The following is a 16,469-nucleotide window of genomic DNA, read 5'->3' on the forward strand; positions in this document are numbered from 1 at the left end:
AGCGATGCCGAGCTCGCCGCCGCCGGCCTATCGCGGGCCGAAGCATTGGCCGGGTACGCGGAGCTCGATCGCATCGCGCCGCCGGCCCACCCGCCGATGGCGTAACCTGCCCACAAGGAATAGGACACAGATAAACACGGGTTTGACAGATGACCACGGATCGCGACAACCGTGTGAATCCGTTATATCCGTGTGCGTCCGTGTCCTCATCTTCCCTGTTCCCTACTCCCTACTCCCTGCACTCACCGGCACGCCGGCCAAGAAATTGGCCAACATCTGCTTACCGCCCTCGGTCATAATCGACTCAGGGTGAAACTGCACGCCCTCTACCGGCTGCGAGCGATGGCGCAAGCCCATAATCAGGCCATCTTCCGTCCATGCAGTCACTTCCAGCTCGTCCGGCAGATCTTCGCGGCGAACGATCAGCGAGTGGTAGCGGGTGGCGAGGAACGGTGACGGCAAGCCGGCAAACACCCCTTGGCCATTATGATAGATCGGCGAGAGCTTGCCGTGCATTACCAGCGGCGCGCGCACGACCGCACCGCCATACGCCGCGCCGATCGCTTGGTGGCCGAGACACACCCCCAAAATCGGGATCTGGCTGCCCAGCTCGCGGATCACATCAACGCTAATCCCGGCCTCAGCCGGCGTGCAAGGGCCGGGACTGATCACGATCCGGTCAGGATGGCGCGCCGCCACTTCAGCCACCGTGATCTGGTCGTTGCGCACCACCTCGACATCAGCGCCCAACTCGCACAGATATTGGTACAAATTGTAGGTAAATGAGTCGTAATTATCGATCAACAACACGCGCATAGTCTTACTCCATCACCGGCGGCGCTGCCGCCTGTTCTCGCTCATCTTGGGTGAGAATGTTCCCCTTTGCTCGCGCTCGAATCAATGCCTCGACACACTCCGGATCAAACTCGGTACCGGCGCCGCGGCGCAACAGTGCAAACACCTGATCAATCGGCATTGGTGGCCGGTACGGGCGATGGCTGGTCAGCGCATCGAACACATCGGCCACGGCGACAATCCGGCCAACCAGCGAGATCGACTCGCCACTGATGCCAAGCGGATACCCACGTCCATCAAGCCGTTCGTGATGCTGGGCCAGCGCCGTCCACGAATGGCGCAGCAGCTCTAAATCAAGCAAGCCGTTATCACGCAGAAACTCCATGCCGTAGGTCGGATGCCGGCGCATCTCGGCAAACTCTTCCTCTTCGAGCCGGCCCGGTTTCTTGAGGATCTGGTCAGGTATGCGAATTTTGCCAACATCGTGCAACTTGCTCGCCACCCGCAATTGATAAATCTGATCACGCGGCAAGCCCAATTCTTGAGCAATCGCCACCGAAAAATCACTCACCCGCTGGCTATGGCCGCGGGTGTAGGGATCTTTCAAGTCGATCGCGCCGGTAATGGCATCAATAATCCGGGTGAATAGACTATCAGTCTCGCGGTAGAGTTCGGCTAAACGGATGACAGTCGCTGCTTGCGAGGCCAGCATCTGGAACAACGCCACATCATCGGATGAGAAGGGCCGGCCATGGCGCGGATTAAGCGCCTGCGCACCGCCGATAATCATCCCTTCAACTTCGCCGCGTTCACCACCCAACACGATCCGCGGCGAGCGCAGCGGCACGCACAAGATAGCGCGGGTCTGAAAGCCGCTACGTTGATCGAGATCCTGATAGAAGCGCCGGTCTTGATGCACATCATTGACCACCACCGTCTCGCCGGTTTCGATGACGTGGCCAATAATGCCCTGCCCGCGCGGCACACGCAATGCCTCCACCCGTTCGCTATTTTCACCGCCGGCGATGTGCAGCACGAGATCATTGCGCTCGTGGTCGATCAACCAAATTGATGCCGCCTCAACCTCAAGCAGCTCGCAGGCGTAGTTCATAATCCGGCGCAATAGCTCATCGCGTTCGAGGGTGGCGGTTAATTGCGAGACAACCTCGACCAGCGCCTGTTGCCGGCGTTCGCGTTGCTGCGCCTCAGCCAACAGCCGCGCCTTCTCGACTTCAGTCACCAACCGCGACGTCAGCAACTCGATCAGAGCCAATTCTTCCTGTTCGTCCACCGCCTCGAGCGGCAAATTAAAGACCTGCACCACCCCAACCGGCTCGCCGCGCAGCATCAGCGGGAGGCAGAACATCGTGCGCAGGCGTAACGCGCCCATCTCGCCCAAAGAACGATTCCAGCGCGGATCGTTGGCTACGTCATGCACGAAGAACGGCTGGCGCTGTTGCAAGGCATAACCGGCAATCCCAGTGGTGGCCGGAAACCGGCGACCGAGCAACGACTCGCCGGCGGGACTGCCTTTCACCACTTTAAAGATCAGTTCGTTGGTAGCGGCATCGTACAGGTAGAGCGTACCGGCTTCGGCCTCGGTAATTTCGATGATCAAATCAAGCAACCGGTCGAGCAGATCATCGAGCTGGGTACTATCGGCAATCTGATTGGCGCGTTGTATCACCTCAAGGTACCGCTGCAAGCGCGATTCCTGATCAGCCATTGCGCCCTCCCCCTACTCATGCCGGGCCAAAGCCCGCACATAGCGCACCAGTTCGTCAGCTTCGCCGGCCAATGCCACCGGCATCCCAGCTTCAGCGCTGATTCGCCCCGGTGTGTAGTCATCGATCGTTCGCTCGCCAGTATAGTCGAACATCACCCGTGGAAGTAATGCCCGCTCGCAGCCGGAAGCGCGCAACGCTGGGATCACGTCTTGCGCGGTGAGCAAGCCACTAACCGTCACCGTCTCACCAAAGAACTGATTTACCACCGGAACCACATGCACCGACAGGTTTTCCACCCGATTCAGGCGTACCGCGACCTGTTCCATTATCGGCGCCACCAGCGTCCCGCAGACGAGGGCTAGCGTGGTGGGGCGGGCAATCCGCGCCGGCAAGCGACGGCGCGCGCGCGCCCAATTGTCGAGAAAATCGCGCACCATCCCGACGCCGTTGCTGTACTGCGGCATATCGTCGTAGGTCTCGGCGGGGGGAACAGGCCGGCCAGCGAGCAGATAAAACTCGTCGGAAGCGTAGACCAGATGGAGGCCAACCTGCTCGTAACAGCGCGCGCGGTACGGTTCGATCAGATCAAGCACCGCCGCTGCTTCATGCGCGGTATAGCATCGCAACGGCACGTCGGTCACGGCGCCGAGGCGCGAACAGAAACCTAGCTCAGGATCGCGCAGCGGCTGGCTGCCGTTGCGCAGCGGGATCGGCGCTGAAGGGTCTTCCCACAACGGTTGCCGTTCCCAATTGGTATCGATCCACTCTGGCGTTTCATGCACTTGGATCGCGGCCCGGATCGTCTTAGGAGCTTTGCTGTCAAAGCGAAACTTGGTCAGACCAACCGGCACCACTGCAATCGACTCAACCGTCGGGTGCAGCGCGATCAAATCTTCGATCGTCTGGCGCAAGACCTCGCCATCGTTCACTTGCGGGCAGGCGACAATCTGGGTATGGACGCGAATGCCCGCCCGGCCCAGCCGCTTAATCTGCTCGCGCACATCGGGCACATCGCGTTTGCCGAGCATAATCGCTCGCCAGAACGGATCGGTGGCATGGACGCTGATATGCAACGGCGAGAGGCGCTGGCGCTCGATCCGTTCCCAATCGGCTTCAGTCAGATTGGTAAAGGTAACGAAATTGGCGTAGAGGAACGACAGCCGGTAATCGTCATCTTTCAGATAGAGGGTCTTGCGAAAGCCCTTTGGCATCTGGGTGAGGAAACAGAACGGGCATTTATTATTGCAGGTGCGCAGCCGGTCGAAGAGCGGCTCAGTAAATTCAATCCCCAGATCATCATCGGGGTCTTTGTTGAGCGTGATTTCGCGCTCACTGCCATCGGCGGCGCGCACCAGCAGCGTGACACGCGCTTCGGCAATCGCAAACCGGTAATCGATCACGTCGCGCAGCCGCTGACCATCGATAGCCACCAACGTATCACCGGGACGCAAGCCGATCTGCGCGGCCAAGCTCGCTGCCGCAACACTAGCGATGACGCCGCCTTCGCCGGTAATGCGCCTGACATCAGGCTGATATTCCACAGTGACTCCTGACCGGATGAAGCAAGAAACGCTCGCCCGAGCGTGTGTCTGACAAGTTTACGATAGTTTATTGTACCACAACGCTGTTAAAGCGATGAATATTCAGGTTCGGGGGGTGATTGCAACGGCAGCAACACGCTAAAGGTCGAACCGCGTTGCGGTTCGCTCGTCACGACAATTTCGCCCCCCATCGCTCGGCACAACCGCTGGCTAATCGCCAGCCCCAACCCAGCGCCGCCATAGCGCCGGGTCGTGTCGCTATCAACCTGCATAAACGGCTCAAATAAGCGGGCCAGTTGATCGGCGGGAATGCCAATGCCGGTATCGTGAATATCGATTTGAAGCACATCCGGCGCGCGCCAGTAACAATACACCGTCACCTGCCCATGCTCGGTAAACTTGCAGGCATTGCCGATCAGATTGATCAATATCTGGCGTAACCGAACCGGATCAGCCATCATTGGAGGAACATCCGGCTCGCATATCATCGTTAAGGCGTTCTGATTCTTGTGCGCCAAGCCTTGCATCGTCTGCACCACTTCATTGAGCACTGCCGCGATCGTGATCGCTTCGGGTTGGATCTGTACTGCATGCGCTTCAAGGCGAGCCAATTCCAGCACATTGTTAATCAAGCCAACAGATGGCGCCCGGCCAAAATGACCCGATCGAGGTCGGCAGCCAGATCGTGCTGGTCACGTTTGTGCAAATCTTCGCGGATAAACTCGCTATAGCCCAAGATAGCCGTCAACGGTGTGCGCAATTCATGGCTCATGGTGGCGAGAAAGGTGCTCTTGGCCTGATTAGCGGCCTCAGCAGCCTCTTTGGCCTCTTGCAACGCCAGCGCCGCCTGTTTCAAGAGCGTGATGTCGCGAAGCACAACGATCCGTCCGCGCGGCAGACCACGGCGATCGCGCAGCGCCGTGCAACGCATATCATAGGTCAGATCGCCATCAGGCCGGGGTTGGACAACTTCAAACTGGCCTTCGTAGCGATCGCGTGCCTGTTCGACCAACCACAGCGGCGCCACCTCCGCCAGTGAGCGGCCAATGGCATGAGATGGCGCGGCCAGCAACGCCTGCGCCGCCGGGTTCTGATCGATCACCCGATCCTGCATATCCACCACGATGATCGCATCGGGCATCTGGTCAACAATCATCTCACGCGCCGCCGGCACCATATCAAGGGCGCGGAAACGTTGCATCGCCACACTAAACGCGATTCCGCTCAGAGCGAAGGCAACCGGCGTGGTATCGATGTAGGGAATTGGACTGCGCCCGGTCACGAAGAGGATGCTTGCCGCCCACGGCAATACTGCACCGATCAGCAAGCTCAGCGCCTGCGCCCGATAGAGCGCGCGACTGCGGCGCGCTTGATCGATCATCACGATCGTGCCGATGAGTACCATGCTGTAGGCACTCGCGACGCCAATGTACCACAACGGCCCATTGGAGCCGGTTAAGACCCACAACCCATTCGCAGTGTACACCAACTCGGCGGAGGACCACATCAACCGGTGCCAGTGGTTTGTCCAAGCCCCTAGCAGAAGCACACCCTGCCACCCAGCCAAGCCAAGCACCACCTGCCGGCTGACCCAATGGTCGCGATTGGTGTAGAACAGCGCAAACAGCAACCACAAGACCGGCACGCCCGCCACACTCACATATTGAATGCTGGTCAGAAATGTCTTGCCATCGACAGTGGCGTTGGTCAATTCGAGCGCATTGCACAACGACCACCAGATCGTGGCGAACATCATGCCGAGAAAGGCCTGCGCCACCGGCAACCGCCGGTACGGCCAAGCCTGTAAGATGGCGACCATCGCCAGCACAGCCGTAGCTAGTGGCAACAGGATGTAGGGTGTGAAGTACCACATAGCCGGTATCAGCGCACCATTATTCAAAGAACGTTGCCGCGCCTGCTCTTAGCATAGCACGGCTTGCAGACCACACCGCAACCGGGTATAATGATCACCACTAATAAGTGGTGACAATGAAACATAGATCAATGGTTGATCGAACACTAGAACAACTGATGGCGCTAGGACTCAACCGCTATGAAGCAGCCACCTATCTTGCCCTGCTCGAACATCGCGGCTTTACCCCAGCCCAAGTGGCCGTGCGCGCCGGCGTGCCGCGCCAGCGCATCTATGACATCTTGGCCTCGCTCTGCGCCCGCGGCTTGGCGATCGAACGCCACAGCGACGGCCAACGCCGCTACTTCGCGGTTGATCCTGCGGTGGCGCTGCCAGCATTAATGGAGGCGCGCCGGCGCCAATTCGAGCACGAACAGGAGGCGCTCGCCGCGGGGATGCAGAGCTTGCTTGCCACCCTCAATCCCATCTTTGCCGCTGGCCATGACCAGATCGACCCGCTCGATTATGTCGATGTCTTGCTCGACCGGCGGCTGGTGGTCGAGCGCGCCTTGGCGCTTGCCGGCAGCGCCGAGCGCGAAATCTGCGTGTGCTTCAAATTGCCGTTGCTTGGTGATCAGGCTGCCAATTTCGCCGAAGTGGCCAAACCGATCCAGCGCAATGTGCGTTATCGCGCGATCTATGAACGCGCGGCGCTGGCCGATCCTGAACTACGCAGCTGGGTGCAACAGTTCGTGACGTGGGGCCAACAAGCGCGGGTAGTCGAGAACTTGCCGCTCAAAGTCAACCTCTACGACCGCCGGGTGGCTTTGCTGTCACTGCAAGACCCCATCACCGGCGCGTTGAGCTTCACGGCCTTATGCGTGACCCATCCTAACTTTGGCGCGTTTTTGCAAGGAGCGTTCGAGCAGCTATGGGAAGATGCTGAGCCGTTCATGCCCAACTAACGGTATTGCGCCACATCAGCGGCTCTGGCAAGAGGGCGAAATCTCTGGCAGCAATCTCGTTCCGCTGTCATTGCGCGGGGATGCAGCCCCGCAGCAAACTCCGGCGAGTGTGGGAACAAGGTGGTGGCCTTGCCCTGCACCAGCCGGCATTGCGAGAGGGCGCAGCCCCACACCAATCCCCCCCGCCAGCGCGGGAACAATGCCTGTATGAAATCGATGGCAAACTCATAGGGATCAACCAACCAGCGCCTGCGTTCCGCATCAAAGGACGAGGGTAGAGAGATAGTGTAGGGCGCTACGTTGGCCCATCACTGCGCCAAGAATGAGGAAACACCAACCACAGGAGGTACGAGATGCGCTCCGCCGATCCGCTCGATCTACTTGGAATTGATTACGTCGAGTTTTATGTCAGCAACGCCCGGCAAGCCGCTCACTTCTACCGCACCACGCTTGGCTTGCGCCCGATCGCGTATGCCGGCCTTGAGACGGGAGTGCGGGATCGGGCCAGCTACGTGCTCGCACGGCGCAACGTGCGCTTTGTGCTGACGGCGCCGCTCATCCCTGACCATCCAATTGCCCGTCACATTGCCCATCACGGCGACGGAGTGAAGGACATCGCGCTGCGGGTGCACAATGCCGCCGCCGCTTACGAAACCGCCATCGCCCGCGGCGGCATTCCGGTGCAACCACCGACCGAACACGTTGACGAGCATGGCCGGCTGGTGAAGGCAACCATTGCCACCTACGGCGATACTGTGCATTCCTTCATCGAGCGGGAAGAATATCGAGGGGTGTTTATGCCCGGCTTCCAGCCGATTATGGCGCACATCCCCGTCCCGGAGACCGGCATTGCCGCGATTGATCACATTGTCGGCAACGTTGAACTGGGTGCGATGAACCGGTGGGTCAAGTACTACCGCGACGTGCTCGGTTTCAATCAATTGGTGCATTTCGATGATCACGACATCAGCACCGAGTACAGCGCCTTGATGTCGAAGGTGATGCAGAACGGCACTGGCCGGATCAAGTTCCCGATCAACGAGCCGGCAGAGGGCCGGCGCAAGAGCCAGATCGAGGAGTTTTTGGAGTATTACGGCGGCCCCGGCGTGCAGCACATCGCGCTTGCCACCGGCGACATTTGCGCCACCGTTGACGCCCTGCGCGCTGCTGGCATTCCATTCATTCACGTGCCGGATGCCTACTACGATGACCTTGAGCAACGGGTGGGCACGATCGACGAGAGCCGGCAGGAGTTGCAAGCACGCGGGATCCTAGTCGATCGGGACGAAGAGGGGTATCTGCTGCAAATCTTCAGCCAGCCGCTGCAAGACCGGCCCACGCTCTTTATCGAGATCATCCAGCGCAAAGGGAGCCGTGGGTTCGGCAAGGGCAATTTCAAGGCCTTGTTCGAGGCGATCGAGCGCGAACAGGCCAAGCGAGGAAATTTGTAGGGGCAGAGCGAAGCGGCATAGCGATGCTATGCCGCTACCACGATTACGGACGGTTGATGCGGGTGCCGCGCGGCACGTTCACGATCACCGCCTCGTCTTCCTCACCGTGTTCGGGATGGGCCGGCTCGGCGGCATGGCCATGGTGATGGTCATCGCCAGCCGGCTTAAACTCACCCAGCAAACTGGCCCGTCGGATACGCCGTTCGTACTCGCGTTCGATCGCCGCAACGAACCGTTGCCACCACGACTGCTCGCTCATCGCTCTTCGCCTCCGCAGAAAGTGGATTTTTCCTCTATCTCAGATGACAGTATATCAGCAAAGATTCAGAAAGTTGTCAATATTGTATGGTATGCTTTTGTACGCATGCTCTAGTACAATACTAGTAACGACCTCTGGTGTAGAGGCAATTGATCGAACGTTTCGTCAGGAGACCGCATGCACGCAGTGATCCGCTTTCTCCGTCTCAATCCTACCGTTCGCCGGGTGCTTGGCTTGCTCTTCCTTGCCATCGGCTTGATCGGTTCGCTCTTTCCGATTATCCCCGGCTGGCCCGGCTATCTGCTTGCCATTATTCTGCTGGGCCGGCGTGACCGGCTGCTGCGCCGGTTGCACCTGATCGCTCGCTTTGCCCTGCGCTGGCTGCGGAAAGCGCCAGTGCCGCATGTGCGCGGGGTGGGGCAGTGGCTTTCCAACCAATACGTCGAGCTGCGCCGCGCGGTGGTGCCGCGTCTGATCGCGTTTGAGCGCCACCTTGACGGGCCTAATCCCCTTTGAGGCGCTTCCCCAACGCCCAGCCGAATATCAACCCGCCAATCACCAGCAGGCCAGCAGCCACCCCCATCCCAATTAGCAGATGCGGCCAGCCGAACGTGCCGCCGCCGATCAGCCATGCCAGCAGCGCCGGCACGCCGATTAGCGCCGCCAGCACTGCCAGCAACGGTATGATCCCCCGCGCAACCAGCCAGATCCGCCGTTTCACGGTGCCATCCTTTGTGAGAACGCCACAACGCAACTGGAACGAGGGTTGGAGAGAGTGTTGGCGCGTATGGCCATCATCTTTGGCTTAGCGTTGCGGCACAAGAATCCTGCCAGCACGGTTCAAGGACGGACAGAACACATGAGCATAGAAACGGTTGATGGCTTCGAGATTCGCTATTGCACCCTCACCCCCAGCCCCTCTCCCACTGGCGCGGGAGAGGGGAGCGGAGAGCTAAGCGTTGAGGCATCGCACAGCGATCAACAGTTGTACACAATCACACGTTCTGTCCACCCCTCAAGCCAGCGCGGCCCGCGCCGCCGCCGGGGTATTGGTAATCAAGCCACTGGCCCCCAACGCCGCCAACGCACGCAGTCGATCCGGATCATCGACCGTCCAGACATTGACCTGATACCCGGCCCGGCGCACCTTGGGCAGCACCCAATCGAGACCGGGCAAGCCGTGGTAGGGGTGCCACGCGGCAGCCCCAATCCGGCGCAGGGCGCCGAACGGCCAGAACTCGCGCAGGCGCACATCGGGCCGGTAGGTGCGAATCCCCATCAGATAACCACGGGCTATTGCGGGATCGACCGCGCGCAACTCGTGCAAGGCCTGCGGAAAAAATGACGAAACGATCACCTGATCAACCATTTTGAATTCACGAAGCAACTGGACACAACGCGCCGCCATACCGGGCTTTTTCAATTCGAGGTTGAGCGGCATACCGGCGTTACGCGCCCAATCGAGCGTCTCGGCCAGCGTTGGCACCCGCTCGCCGCGAATATCGAGCTGGCGCAATTCGGCCAGCGTGAGGCGCGCCACCGGCTCGGCGCGACCATTCCAACGCGAGGTGTCGTCGTCATGAAAGACCACAATGTCGCCATCAGCCGTTGGTTGCAGATCGAGTTCGATCATATCGGCCTGTTGGCGCTGAGCCAATTCAAATGCCGCCAGCGTATTTTCCGGCGCCTCAGCCGACGCGCCGCGATGAGCAATGATCAGAGGTGCCATGTCTCCTCGCCATAAAAACACTGATAGCGGAACGCCGTTCGTCCCGCTATCAGTATCGCCGCGCCATGTCTTGGCGTCAATGTCAAGTTCGTAATGCGTTCACTGCTCGTCAGGAGCTCAGATCAGGCTGGGGAACAGCTAGATCAGCTTGCCGCGCCTCTTCGGTCAGCATCGGATGCAGAATGCGCTGCATCGCCATCACGTGGGCACAGGTGCCCCAACTGTGGAAGAACGAGCAATTGCAGGCCCATTGGCCATTGTGCAGCGAAATCTCGTGATCGCTGTTGCCACCATGGAACGTCGCTCGCAGATCACTGAATTTAATGCGCTCCGGTTCGGCGGCATAGCGCCGGGCTTTCTCGATCTTGCCGATCATGTCCGAGTGCATAGGGAGACCTCCTTTGTCTCTGCCCGGAAAACATCAAGGGCGGCTACAGGCACTGACCTGTACCGCCCTATCCACACCTCAACCACGTTGTGACATATGTTTTCATAGCCGGCCTCCTGAACTGGAGTTACGCCGCTCTTAACACAGCCTTATTATACGACCCTCGATCGGCCCCGTCAAGGATGAATTCGGCTATAGGCAGCACCAGATTTTTGGCTCCCTGATGCGGTATAACAACAATTGCCGTGATAAGCGACAGTTGCCATCCGCTAACCAGCGTTGCGCATGCGCTCGGCGAGGGCGAGAATGCGCTGGCCATATTCGGTGCCCGGATAAGCCCACCGGCCATTGAGATCAATAATGGTCACGGCCACACCGCGCAGTGAGGAGGGCAATGGCCGGCGCATGAGGGCATAATCGATCAACTGCTGTTGGTAGGGCGTGCCGGCGCCAACCGGTAAGGTATAGGCCAACAACCGGCCAAGGTGGGCCGGGATCGACTCACCCACCCACGAAGCAAAGCTGAGGCCGGCCCGCCACACTTGGTTAGCCTCATCCCATGCCCAATCAGGGCCGGGCGGTTGGTCGGGCGTGCCGGGGCGAGTTTCGCCGGTGACACCGATGCCAGCCGGATTGCGGCGTGGACGCTGGCACCACCACGACGTCAGGTGGCCGGTCTCGTGGGCGCACTGGGCAATGGCAAGGAACCAATCAAGTTCAGCGGCAGCGCCGATCTCGGCGTAGCCATTGACGATCACGCCGACATCGTAGGGGGTATAGGCAGTGCTGCGCGGCGCCAGCCACGCAATCGCCGCTTCGGCAGTGCCAGTCGGCGGGCCAAGCAGCGTGCCCGGCAACGGTGAACGAGTAATAAAGGGAAGGTAGATGGTGGTTTCAGCCGGCTCTTGGGCGCGGATCACGCTGCTACTCAGCGCGGCTACACCCAAGGCGAGCAATGATCGACGAGAGAGGCGCGTGTTCATGGCTGTTCGCTCAAAAGGGCGCGGATGTCGTTGACATACACGCTCGCTGCGGTTCCATATTGATAAACGAACCGCAACCGGCCATTTTGATCAATCAGATAGCTCGCGGTGCTATGCTCGACGCCATCGCTGCTATGATGGTGATGGCCGCCGCTGTGGCGGTAGGTCAAGCCGTATTCCTTGCTGATCCGGCGCAGAGTGGCGTCGTTGCCTTGCAAGCCGATAAAGCCGGGGCCGAAACCGCGCAGGTAGGCGGCCAGCACGTCGGGCGTGTCGTTGGCAGGATCGACACTGATCAGAACAAAATGCACCCGTTCACCGTCAGAACCAAGCTCGTCACGGGCGCGGCGGAACTCGGCCAGCGTGATCGGGCAGTAATCAGGGCAGCGGGTGTAGCCAAAATAGAGCAACACCGGCTGGTCGCGCAGATCGCTCAGGCGCAGCTCGCCGCCGGTGCTGGCCGGCAAACTGAAATCGCTCAGCGCCGTAGGCGGATCGATCTTGGTTGATGATATGGTTGCCGGCGCACTCGGAGCGGCGCAGGCGGTGAGCAACACCAACAAGAACACGATGAAGCGTGGCATGTGGCCCTCACCTCTAAACCCTCTCTCACGACGTGGGAGAGGAGGATTAGCGAGTTGATCTGAATGCAAGTGTAGATTAGCACACCTGATGAGATTGTGCCTCCATTACCCCTCCCCCCGCTGGGGGAGGGGGATAGCCACAAAAAGACACAAGAAGCACAAGACATCTTGGTGGTTTTTGAGGCTTCTTGGAGCTATTGTCCTTTTTTCTTGACGTTGGCCCTCACCCCCCGGCCCTTAGAGAGAGCGACTTGCGCCCTTCCGAGGAGGTGAGAGGGCTGGGGCATAGGCAAAGCAGTCCCTCCCCGCGCCCATCACGCCCGGCCCTGAAGGGCCGGGCTACGCTTACGAAGCCCGCTGCGCGGGCTGGTGCCCCCACCCCTCCGGCCCCTCTCCCACCTGACGACGGGAGAGGGGGAGCGTTTTTTACCGCAGAGGACGCCGAGAGCGCGGGGGATGAGCGCCATCCCCAAATTTCTTTGCGTCCTTTGCGGAGCCGGACAGCCGTCCGGCTCTACGGCGTCTTTGCGTTTGCAATCCTCTGCGCCTTTGCTCGCTCTGCGCCTTAGTGTTAGCCCTCATTCCCGGTTGCTCCGCCGAATAGCGATGGCTAGGGTTCAGATTTCTTACCTTGACACTAACGCGCGATTGATGCTATTATCACCAATGACAAACGATCTTCGGGGCAGGGTGAAATTCCCGATCGGTGGTACAGCCCACGAGCGTGTTGAGAGGCACGCAGGATCCGGTGCAACTCCGGGGCCGACGGTTACAGTCCGGATGTAAAGAAGATCCAGATATGGGCAATGGTAGGCGTCGCGCGAAGTGCGCGCCTTCGCTTCGTTGCCGTTACAGGTGGGATCATCACCCGCGCTATTCCCGTATCTGTCCCCCGAAGAGCGTTCGCTCAGCGGGGGTTTTTGATTCCCCGCCAGAAAGGAGATGGTGAAGATGCAGCAAACTTTGCCAATGCCTACTCCCACGCCGCGAGCCAAACCATGGCGGCGCTTTGAATGGCCGGCGCTCGGCTTGCCAGTGGCGTTGCTGGCGTTGCTGGCGCTCTGGCAGACGGTAGTGAACGTCAGCGGCTATCCGGCTTTTATTCTGCCCTCGCCGGCGCTGGTCGCTAGCCGGTTTGGGCAGGCGCTCAGCAGCGGGTTGCTCTGGCAACATACGGCAGCGACGCTCAGCGCCGCGTTGGGCGGTTTCGCGCTGGCGCTCGTGATTGCGCTCGTCCTTGGCTACATCCTCGCCCATATCCGCTGGCTCGAACAGGCGCTGGCGCCGGTGTTGGCAGCTAGCCAAGCTATCCCAGTAGTGGCCGTCGCGCCGCTGATCATCCTCTGGTTTGGCACCGGGATGACCGCGAAGGTGCTGGTTGCGGCGCTGATCACCTTCTTGCCGATCCTGATCAGCACGATTGTCGCCCTGCGCAGCATTCCGCGCGAGCTGCTTGAGATGGCGTACATCAGCGGGGCCAACCGCTGGCAACTGCTGCGCTATGTCGAAGCGCCGCTGGCGCTGCCGGTGCTGTTTGGCGGCGTGCGCACCGGCTTGGCGCTGGCTACGACCGGCGCGGTGGTGGGCGAATTTGTCGCTGGGCGCACCGGCTTAGGGGCGTTGATCAATATTGCGCGCGGCTTATTTGATACACCGTTGATCTTTGTCGCACTGGTAACACTGGCAATGATTACGCTGGCCCTGTACGTGCTGGCTGGCCTGCTCGAACGGCTGCTGGTGCGGTGGGAAGCGTAAACACAGCCTTCGTACGGTTGAAGCACTCTTGCGTATCGGACGCACAGGCAGATGACGACTATCCTAACGAGGGAACGATTATGAAGCTGCGTGTTATGTTATTCCTTACCCTTATCACCTTCATCATCACGGCGTGCAGTGCGCCGGCTCCGGCGCCGACGGCGGCGCCGACGACCGCGCCAGCAGCCAACCCGCAGCCGGAGTTGCGTAAAGTGACGCTGGCGATGTCGTATATCCCGAACATTCAGTTCGCGCCTTATTATGTTGCGGCGGCGAAGGGCTATTACGCCGCGGAAGGGATTGAGGTCACTTTCGACTACAACTTCGAGAATGACGTGTTGCAACGAGCGGCGACGTGGCCGGCCAGCGGCGTGGCCTTTGCCACCACTAGCGGGACGTCGGTGCTGCTAGCCCGCCAGCAAGGGGTGCCGGTCAAGACGGTCATGACGCTCTACCAGCGCTTCCCGATCGCGTTTTTTGCTAAAGCGAATGTGCCGCTGGCGAGCGTCAACGACCTGCGTGGGCAGACGATCGGCATTCCCGGTCGCTTTGGCGAGAGCTTCTACGCGCTGTTGGCGGCGCTCTATGCCGGAGGTATGACCGAGGCCGATGTGACGGTGCAAGAGATTGGGTTTACGCAGGCGGCGGCGGTGATGGAGGATAAGATACCGGTGGCGACCGGCTACGCGATGAACGAGCCGGTGCAGTTGCGCGAGCAAGGGATGGAGGTGAATGTATTGCTGGCCGCCGATGTGTTTAATCTGGCTGCCAACGGCATTGCCGTCAGCGAGGCGCTGATTGCGCAAGAGCCGGAACTGGTGCGGAAGTTTGTGCGAGCCAGCTTGCGCGGGTTGGCCGATACGTTGTCCAATCCGGCTGAGGCGTTCGATCTGAGCCTGCAATTCATCCCTGAAGCGCAGCTCGGCAATCTCGACTTGCAGCGGAAAGTGCTGGAAGAGAGCTTGCCCTTCTGGCAGAATGAGCTGACGGCGCAGCACGGCTTGGGTTACACTGACGGCCAACTGTGGGCGCGCACCGAGCAATTTATGCGCGAGGCGGGCTTGCTGGCCGGGCCGGTGGAGGTGGAGAAGGCCTATACCAATGAGTTTGTGCCGGGCAAGTCGTATTGAGGCGAAGAGCATAGCGGCTCTTGCAAAGGTGTTAGAGACGCAGAGAGCGCCGAGGGGTTAAACGCAAAGGTGCGAAGGGCGCAGAAGGCACAAAGGGTTTTTGATGGGGAGTCGGACAGCCGTCCGGCTCTACTGGCCATTGGGCGCCATGCTGCGCAAGAAATGAGCAATCGCTTCAACCGTCATCGCGCGCGCGTCGATCGCACGCGCTTCGGGTTGATTAAGCACCTCGCGCGAGAAGAAATAGGCCATCAGCGGGCCGATTAAGAGACGAGCGGCAATCTGCGGGTCGGTGCGGCGCAAGCGGCCCAATTCCATTTGGCGGGCCAAATAAGCGGCCAACGCATTGATCGCGCGTCCCGGCCCGATTTCATTGATCACCCGCGCCAATTGCGGATGGCGCAACACTTCCCCGATGACAATCTTGCCGATCGCCACCGTCAGCGGCTGGTCAATCGCCTGCGCCAGCCGCTCGCCTAACCGCGGCAACACCACCTCCGGTGGCTCATCACCCAACCGCTCGACCGCATCGACAATCGGGACGAGCGGCATCCGTTCGCGGATCACCTGATAGAGCAGGTCGGTTTTGTCTTTGAAGTAGTGGTAGATCAGACCGGGCGAGGCGATACCAGCGGCGCGGGCAATATCGCGGTTGGTGGCGCGATCGAAGCCAAGGCGGGCAAAGGCATCGAGAGCGCCGTCGATGATTTGTTGGCGACGTTGTTCGGTTTCGTCACGTGGCGGCATAGCATTGATCCCTGTGTGGTGATATGCCTTAGAGCCGCACGGGCCGTGCGGCTGTACATGTACGATGATTATTGTGCGCACCGTAGAGCCGCACGGCCGTGCGGCTGTACGATCATGATCCATGGAAAATTATCACCGCGGTCATGTTCCAGCGCAGGCGCGGGTCGGTCTGAACCAATTCAATCGTCGCGGTATACACCACCTCACCCAAGCGGTCGGCGCCGTAGGGTTCGATGGCGATGACTCGGCCCGGCAAGGCCACGCCGGGCAAGGCATCGAACGTCACCGTGACCGCAGCGCCGGGAGCGCTGCGGGCCGCATCGATTTCGGTGAGGTCGGTGGTTTCGATGCGCCATGCGCTGAGATCGCCGAGCAGCAACGCCGGAGCGGTGGGGGCGGCGAGTTCGCCGAGGCGCAGTTCGATCCGGGCCACGGTGCCGGCAAACGGTGCGCGCAGGGTCAGTTTGTCGAGTTCGAGCCGGGCTTGGGCCAGCGCCGCTTCGGCGGCGGCGACGTCGGCTTGGGCCAGCGCCAGATCGTTATCACGCGGCGCGGCGTTGACC

At 60.3% G+C, this 16,469-nt stretch carries 18 protein-coding genes and 1 riboswitch; of the genes, 5 read left to right on the plus strand and 13 right to left on the minus strand.

From position 1 onward, the window contains the following. Window positions 1-222 precede the first annotated feature (222 nt). The 5 genes from U9R81_RS12625 to U9R81_RS12645 form a co-directional block, all read right to left on the minus strand. Window positions 223-816, minus strand: coding sequence for an aminodeoxychorismate/anthranilate synthase component II (locus U9R81_RS12625; protein WP_322495802.1), 594 nt, complete (start codon window positions 814-816; stop codon window positions 223-225). A gap of 4 nt (window positions 817-820) precedes the next feature. After that, the gene (locus U9R81_RS12630) at window positions 821-2,521 is read right to left on the minus strand and encodes a GAF domain-containing protein (RefSeq protein ID WP_322495803.1); all 1,701 of its coding nucleotides are present in this window, start codon (window positions 2,519-2,521) and stop codon (window positions 821-823) included. A gap of 12 nt (window positions 2,522-2,533) precedes the next feature. Then, window positions 2,534-4,063, minus strand: coding sequence for a DUF512 domain-containing protein (locus U9R81_RS12635; protein WP_322495804.1), 1,530 nt, complete (start codon window positions 4,061-4,063; stop codon window positions 2,534-2,536). Between the two features lie 86 nt (window positions 4,064-4,149). Continuing rightward, on the minus strand, window positions 4,150-4,674 hold the full coding sequence (locus U9R81_RS12640; RefSeq protein ID WP_322495805.1) for an ATP-binding protein: 525 nt from the start codon (window positions 4,672-4,674) through the stop codon (window positions 4,150-4,152). A gap of 17 nt (window positions 4,675-4,691) precedes the next feature. After that, window positions 4,692-5,936 (minus strand): histidine kinase N-terminal 7TM domain-containing protein, encoded by a 1,245-nt coding sequence (locus tag U9R81_RS12645; protein WP_322495806.1) that lies wholly within the window; start codon window positions 5,934-5,936, stop codon window positions 4,692-4,694. A gap of 131 nt (window positions 5,937-6,067) precedes the next feature. Here U9R81_RS12645 and U9R81_RS12650 point away from each other — a divergent pair, with 131 nt between their 5' ends. After that, a complete protein-coding gene (locus U9R81_RS12650) occupies window positions 6,068-6,880 on the plus strand; it encodes a TrmB family transcriptional regulator (RefSeq protein ID WP_322495807.1) in 813 nt (270 codons plus the stop codon). Between the two features lie 353 nt (window positions 6,881-7,233). Further along, window positions 7,234-8,331, plus strand: coding sequence for a 4-hydroxyphenylpyruvate dioxygenase (gene hppD, locus U9R81_RS12655; RefSeq protein WP_322495808.1), 1,098 nt, complete (start codon window positions 7,234-7,236; stop codon window positions 8,329-8,331). Between the two features lie 43 nt (window positions 8,332-8,374). Here hppD and U9R81_RS12660 read toward each other — a convergent pair whose 3' ends face one another. Next, entirely contained in the window at window positions 8,375-8,590 is a 216-nt protein-coding gene (locus U9R81_RS12660; protein WP_066786397.1) for a hypothetical protein, read from the minus strand. Between the two features lie 177 nt (window positions 8,591-8,767). Between U9R81_RS12660 and U9R81_RS12665 the strand changes: the two genes are divergently transcribed. Further along, window positions 8,768-9,106 carry a hypothetical protein gene (locus U9R81_RS12665; protein WP_322495809.1) on the plus strand — a complete coding sequence of 113 codons (339 nt, stop codon included), beginning with the start codon at window positions 8,768-8,770 and terminating at the stop codon, window positions 9,104-9,106. Here the strand turns inward: U9R81_RS12665 and U9R81_RS12670 are convergent. The 5 genes from U9R81_RS12670 to U9R81_RS12690 form a co-directional block, all read right to left on the minus strand. Next, the gene (locus tag U9R81_RS12670; RefSeq protein ID WP_322495810.1) at window positions 9,093-9,311 is read right to left on the minus strand and encodes a hypothetical protein; all 219 of its coding nucleotides are present in this window, start codon (window positions 9,309-9,311) and stop codon (window positions 9,093-9,095) included. The genes U9R81_RS12665 and U9R81_RS12670 overlap by 14 nt on opposite strands. A 294-nt stretch (window positions 9,312-9,605) precedes the next feature. After that, window positions 9,606-10,319: a glycerophosphodiester phosphodiesterase gene (locus U9R81_RS12675; protein ID WP_322495811.1), complete on the minus strand. Its 714-nt coding sequence runs from the start codon at window positions 10,317-10,319 to the stop codon at window positions 9,606-9,608. Between the two features lie 109 nt (window positions 10,320-10,428). Further along, the gene (locus U9R81_RS12680; RefSeq protein WP_322495812.1) at window positions 10,429-10,707 is read right to left on the minus strand and encodes a hypothetical protein; all 279 of its coding nucleotides are present in this window, start codon (window positions 10,705-10,707) and stop codon (window positions 10,429-10,431) included. Between the two features lie 269 nt (window positions 10,708-10,976). After that, on the minus strand, window positions 10,977-11,690 hold the full coding sequence (locus tag U9R81_RS12685) for a hypothetical protein (RefSeq protein WP_322495813.1): 714 nt from the start codon (window positions 11,688-11,690) through the stop codon (window positions 10,977-10,979). Then, complete coding sequence (locus U9R81_RS12690; RefSeq protein ID WP_322495814.1) at window positions 11,687-12,274, minus strand: SCO family protein; 588 nt, start codon at window positions 12,272-12,274, stop codon at window positions 11,687-11,689. The genes U9R81_RS12685 and U9R81_RS12690 overlap by 4 nt, the downstream gene beginning before the upstream one ends. Window positions 12,275-12,946: 672 nt before the next feature. Next, window positions 12,947-13,071: riboswitch (FMN riboswitch) on the plus strand. A 154-nt stretch (window positions 13,072-13,225) separates the two neighbouring features. On the opposite strand from U9R81_RS12690, the gene U9R81_RS12695 reads away from it, so the two are divergent. After that, window positions 13,226-14,029, plus strand: coding sequence for an ABC transporter permease (locus U9R81_RS12695; protein WP_322495815.1), 804 nt, complete (start codon window positions 13,226-13,228; stop codon window positions 14,027-14,029). An 80-nt stretch (window positions 14,030-14,109) separates the two neighbouring features. Further along, window positions 14,110-15,159 carry an ABC transporter substrate-binding protein gene (locus U9R81_RS12700; RefSeq protein WP_322495816.1) on the plus strand — a complete coding sequence of 350 codons (1,050 nt, stop codon included), beginning with the start codon at window positions 14,110-14,112 and terminating at the stop codon, window positions 15,157-15,159. A 129-nt stretch (window positions 15,160-15,288) separates the two neighbouring features. On the opposite strand, the gene U9R81_RS12705 is transcribed toward U9R81_RS12700, so the two are convergent. Both U9R81_RS12705 and U9R81_RS12710 read right to left on the minus strand, forming a co-directional pair. Beyond that, a complete protein-coding gene (locus U9R81_RS12705; RefSeq protein WP_322495817.1) occupies window positions 15,289-15,906 on the minus strand; it encodes a TetR/AcrR family transcriptional regulator in 618 nt (205 codons plus the stop codon). Window positions 15,907-16,018: 112 nt separating this feature from the next. Then, window positions 16,019-16,469: efflux RND transporter periplasmic adaptor subunit (locus tag U9R81_RS12710; protein WP_322495818.1), on the minus strand; the 451-nt coding region annotated here is incomplete at its 5' end.

Origin of the sequence: Chloroflexus sp. (assembly GCF_034435895.1) — a bacterium.
GTDB lineage: Bacteria > Chloroflexota > Chloroflexia > Chloroflexales > Chloroflexaceae > Chloroflexus.

Bases quoted from the DNA above. Each gene is read 5' to 3' on its own strand.
- U9R81_RS12650 (WP_322495807.1), top strand. From the start codon at position 6,068: ATGGTTGATCGAACACTAGAACAACTGATGGCGCTAGGACTCAACCGC.
- U9R81_RS12705 (WP_322495817.1), bottom strand. From the start codon at position 15,906: ATGCCGCCACGTGACGAAACCGAACAACGTCGCCAACAAATCATCGAC.
- U9R81_RS12680 (WP_322495812.1), bottom strand. From the start codon at position 10,707: ATGCACTCGGACATGATCGGCAAGATCGAGAAAGCCCGGCGCTATGCC.
- U9R81_RS12700 (WP_322495816.1), top strand. From the start codon at position 14,110: ATGAAGCTGCGTGTTATGTTATTCCTTACCCTTATCACCTTCATCATC.
- U9R81_RS12685 (WP_322495813.1), bottom strand. From the start codon at position 11,690: ATGAACACGCGCCTCTCTCGTCGATCATTGCTCGCCTTGGGTGTAGCC.
- U9R81_RS12675 (WP_322495811.1), bottom strand. From the start codon at position 10,319: ATGGCACCTCTGATCATTGCTCATCGCGGCGCGTCGGCTGAGGCGCCG.
- U9R81_RS12645 (WP_322495806.1), bottom strand. From the start codon at position 5,936: ATGTGGTACTTCACACCCTACATCCTGTTGCCACTAGCTACGGCTGTG.
- U9R81_RS12665 (WP_322495809.1), top strand. From the start codon at position 8,768: ATGCACGCAGTGATCCGCTTTCTCCGTCTCAATCCTACCGTTCGCCGG.
- U9R81_RS12695 (WP_322495815.1), top strand. From the start codon at position 13,226: ATGCAGCAAACTTTGCCAATGCCTACTCCCACGCCGCGAGCCAAACCA.
- U9R81_RS12630 (WP_322495803.1), bottom strand. From the start codon at position 2,521: ATGGCTGATCAGGAATCGCGCTTGCAGCGGTACCTTGAGGTGATACAA.
- hppD (WP_322495808.1), top strand. From the start codon at position 7,234: ATGCGCTCCGCCGATCCGCTCGATCTACTTGGAATTGATTACGTCGAG.
- U9R81_RS12625 (WP_322495802.1), bottom strand. From the start codon at position 816: ATGCGCGTGTTGTTGATCGATAATTACGACTCATTTACCTACAATTTG.
- U9R81_RS12690 (WP_322495814.1), bottom strand. From the start codon at position 12,274: ATGCCACGCTTCATCGTGTTCTTGTTGGTGTTGCTCACCGCCTGCGCC.
- U9R81_RS12660 (WP_066786397.1), bottom strand. From the start codon at position 8,590: ATGAGCGAGCAGTCGTGGTGGCAACGGTTCGTTGCGGCGATCGAACGC.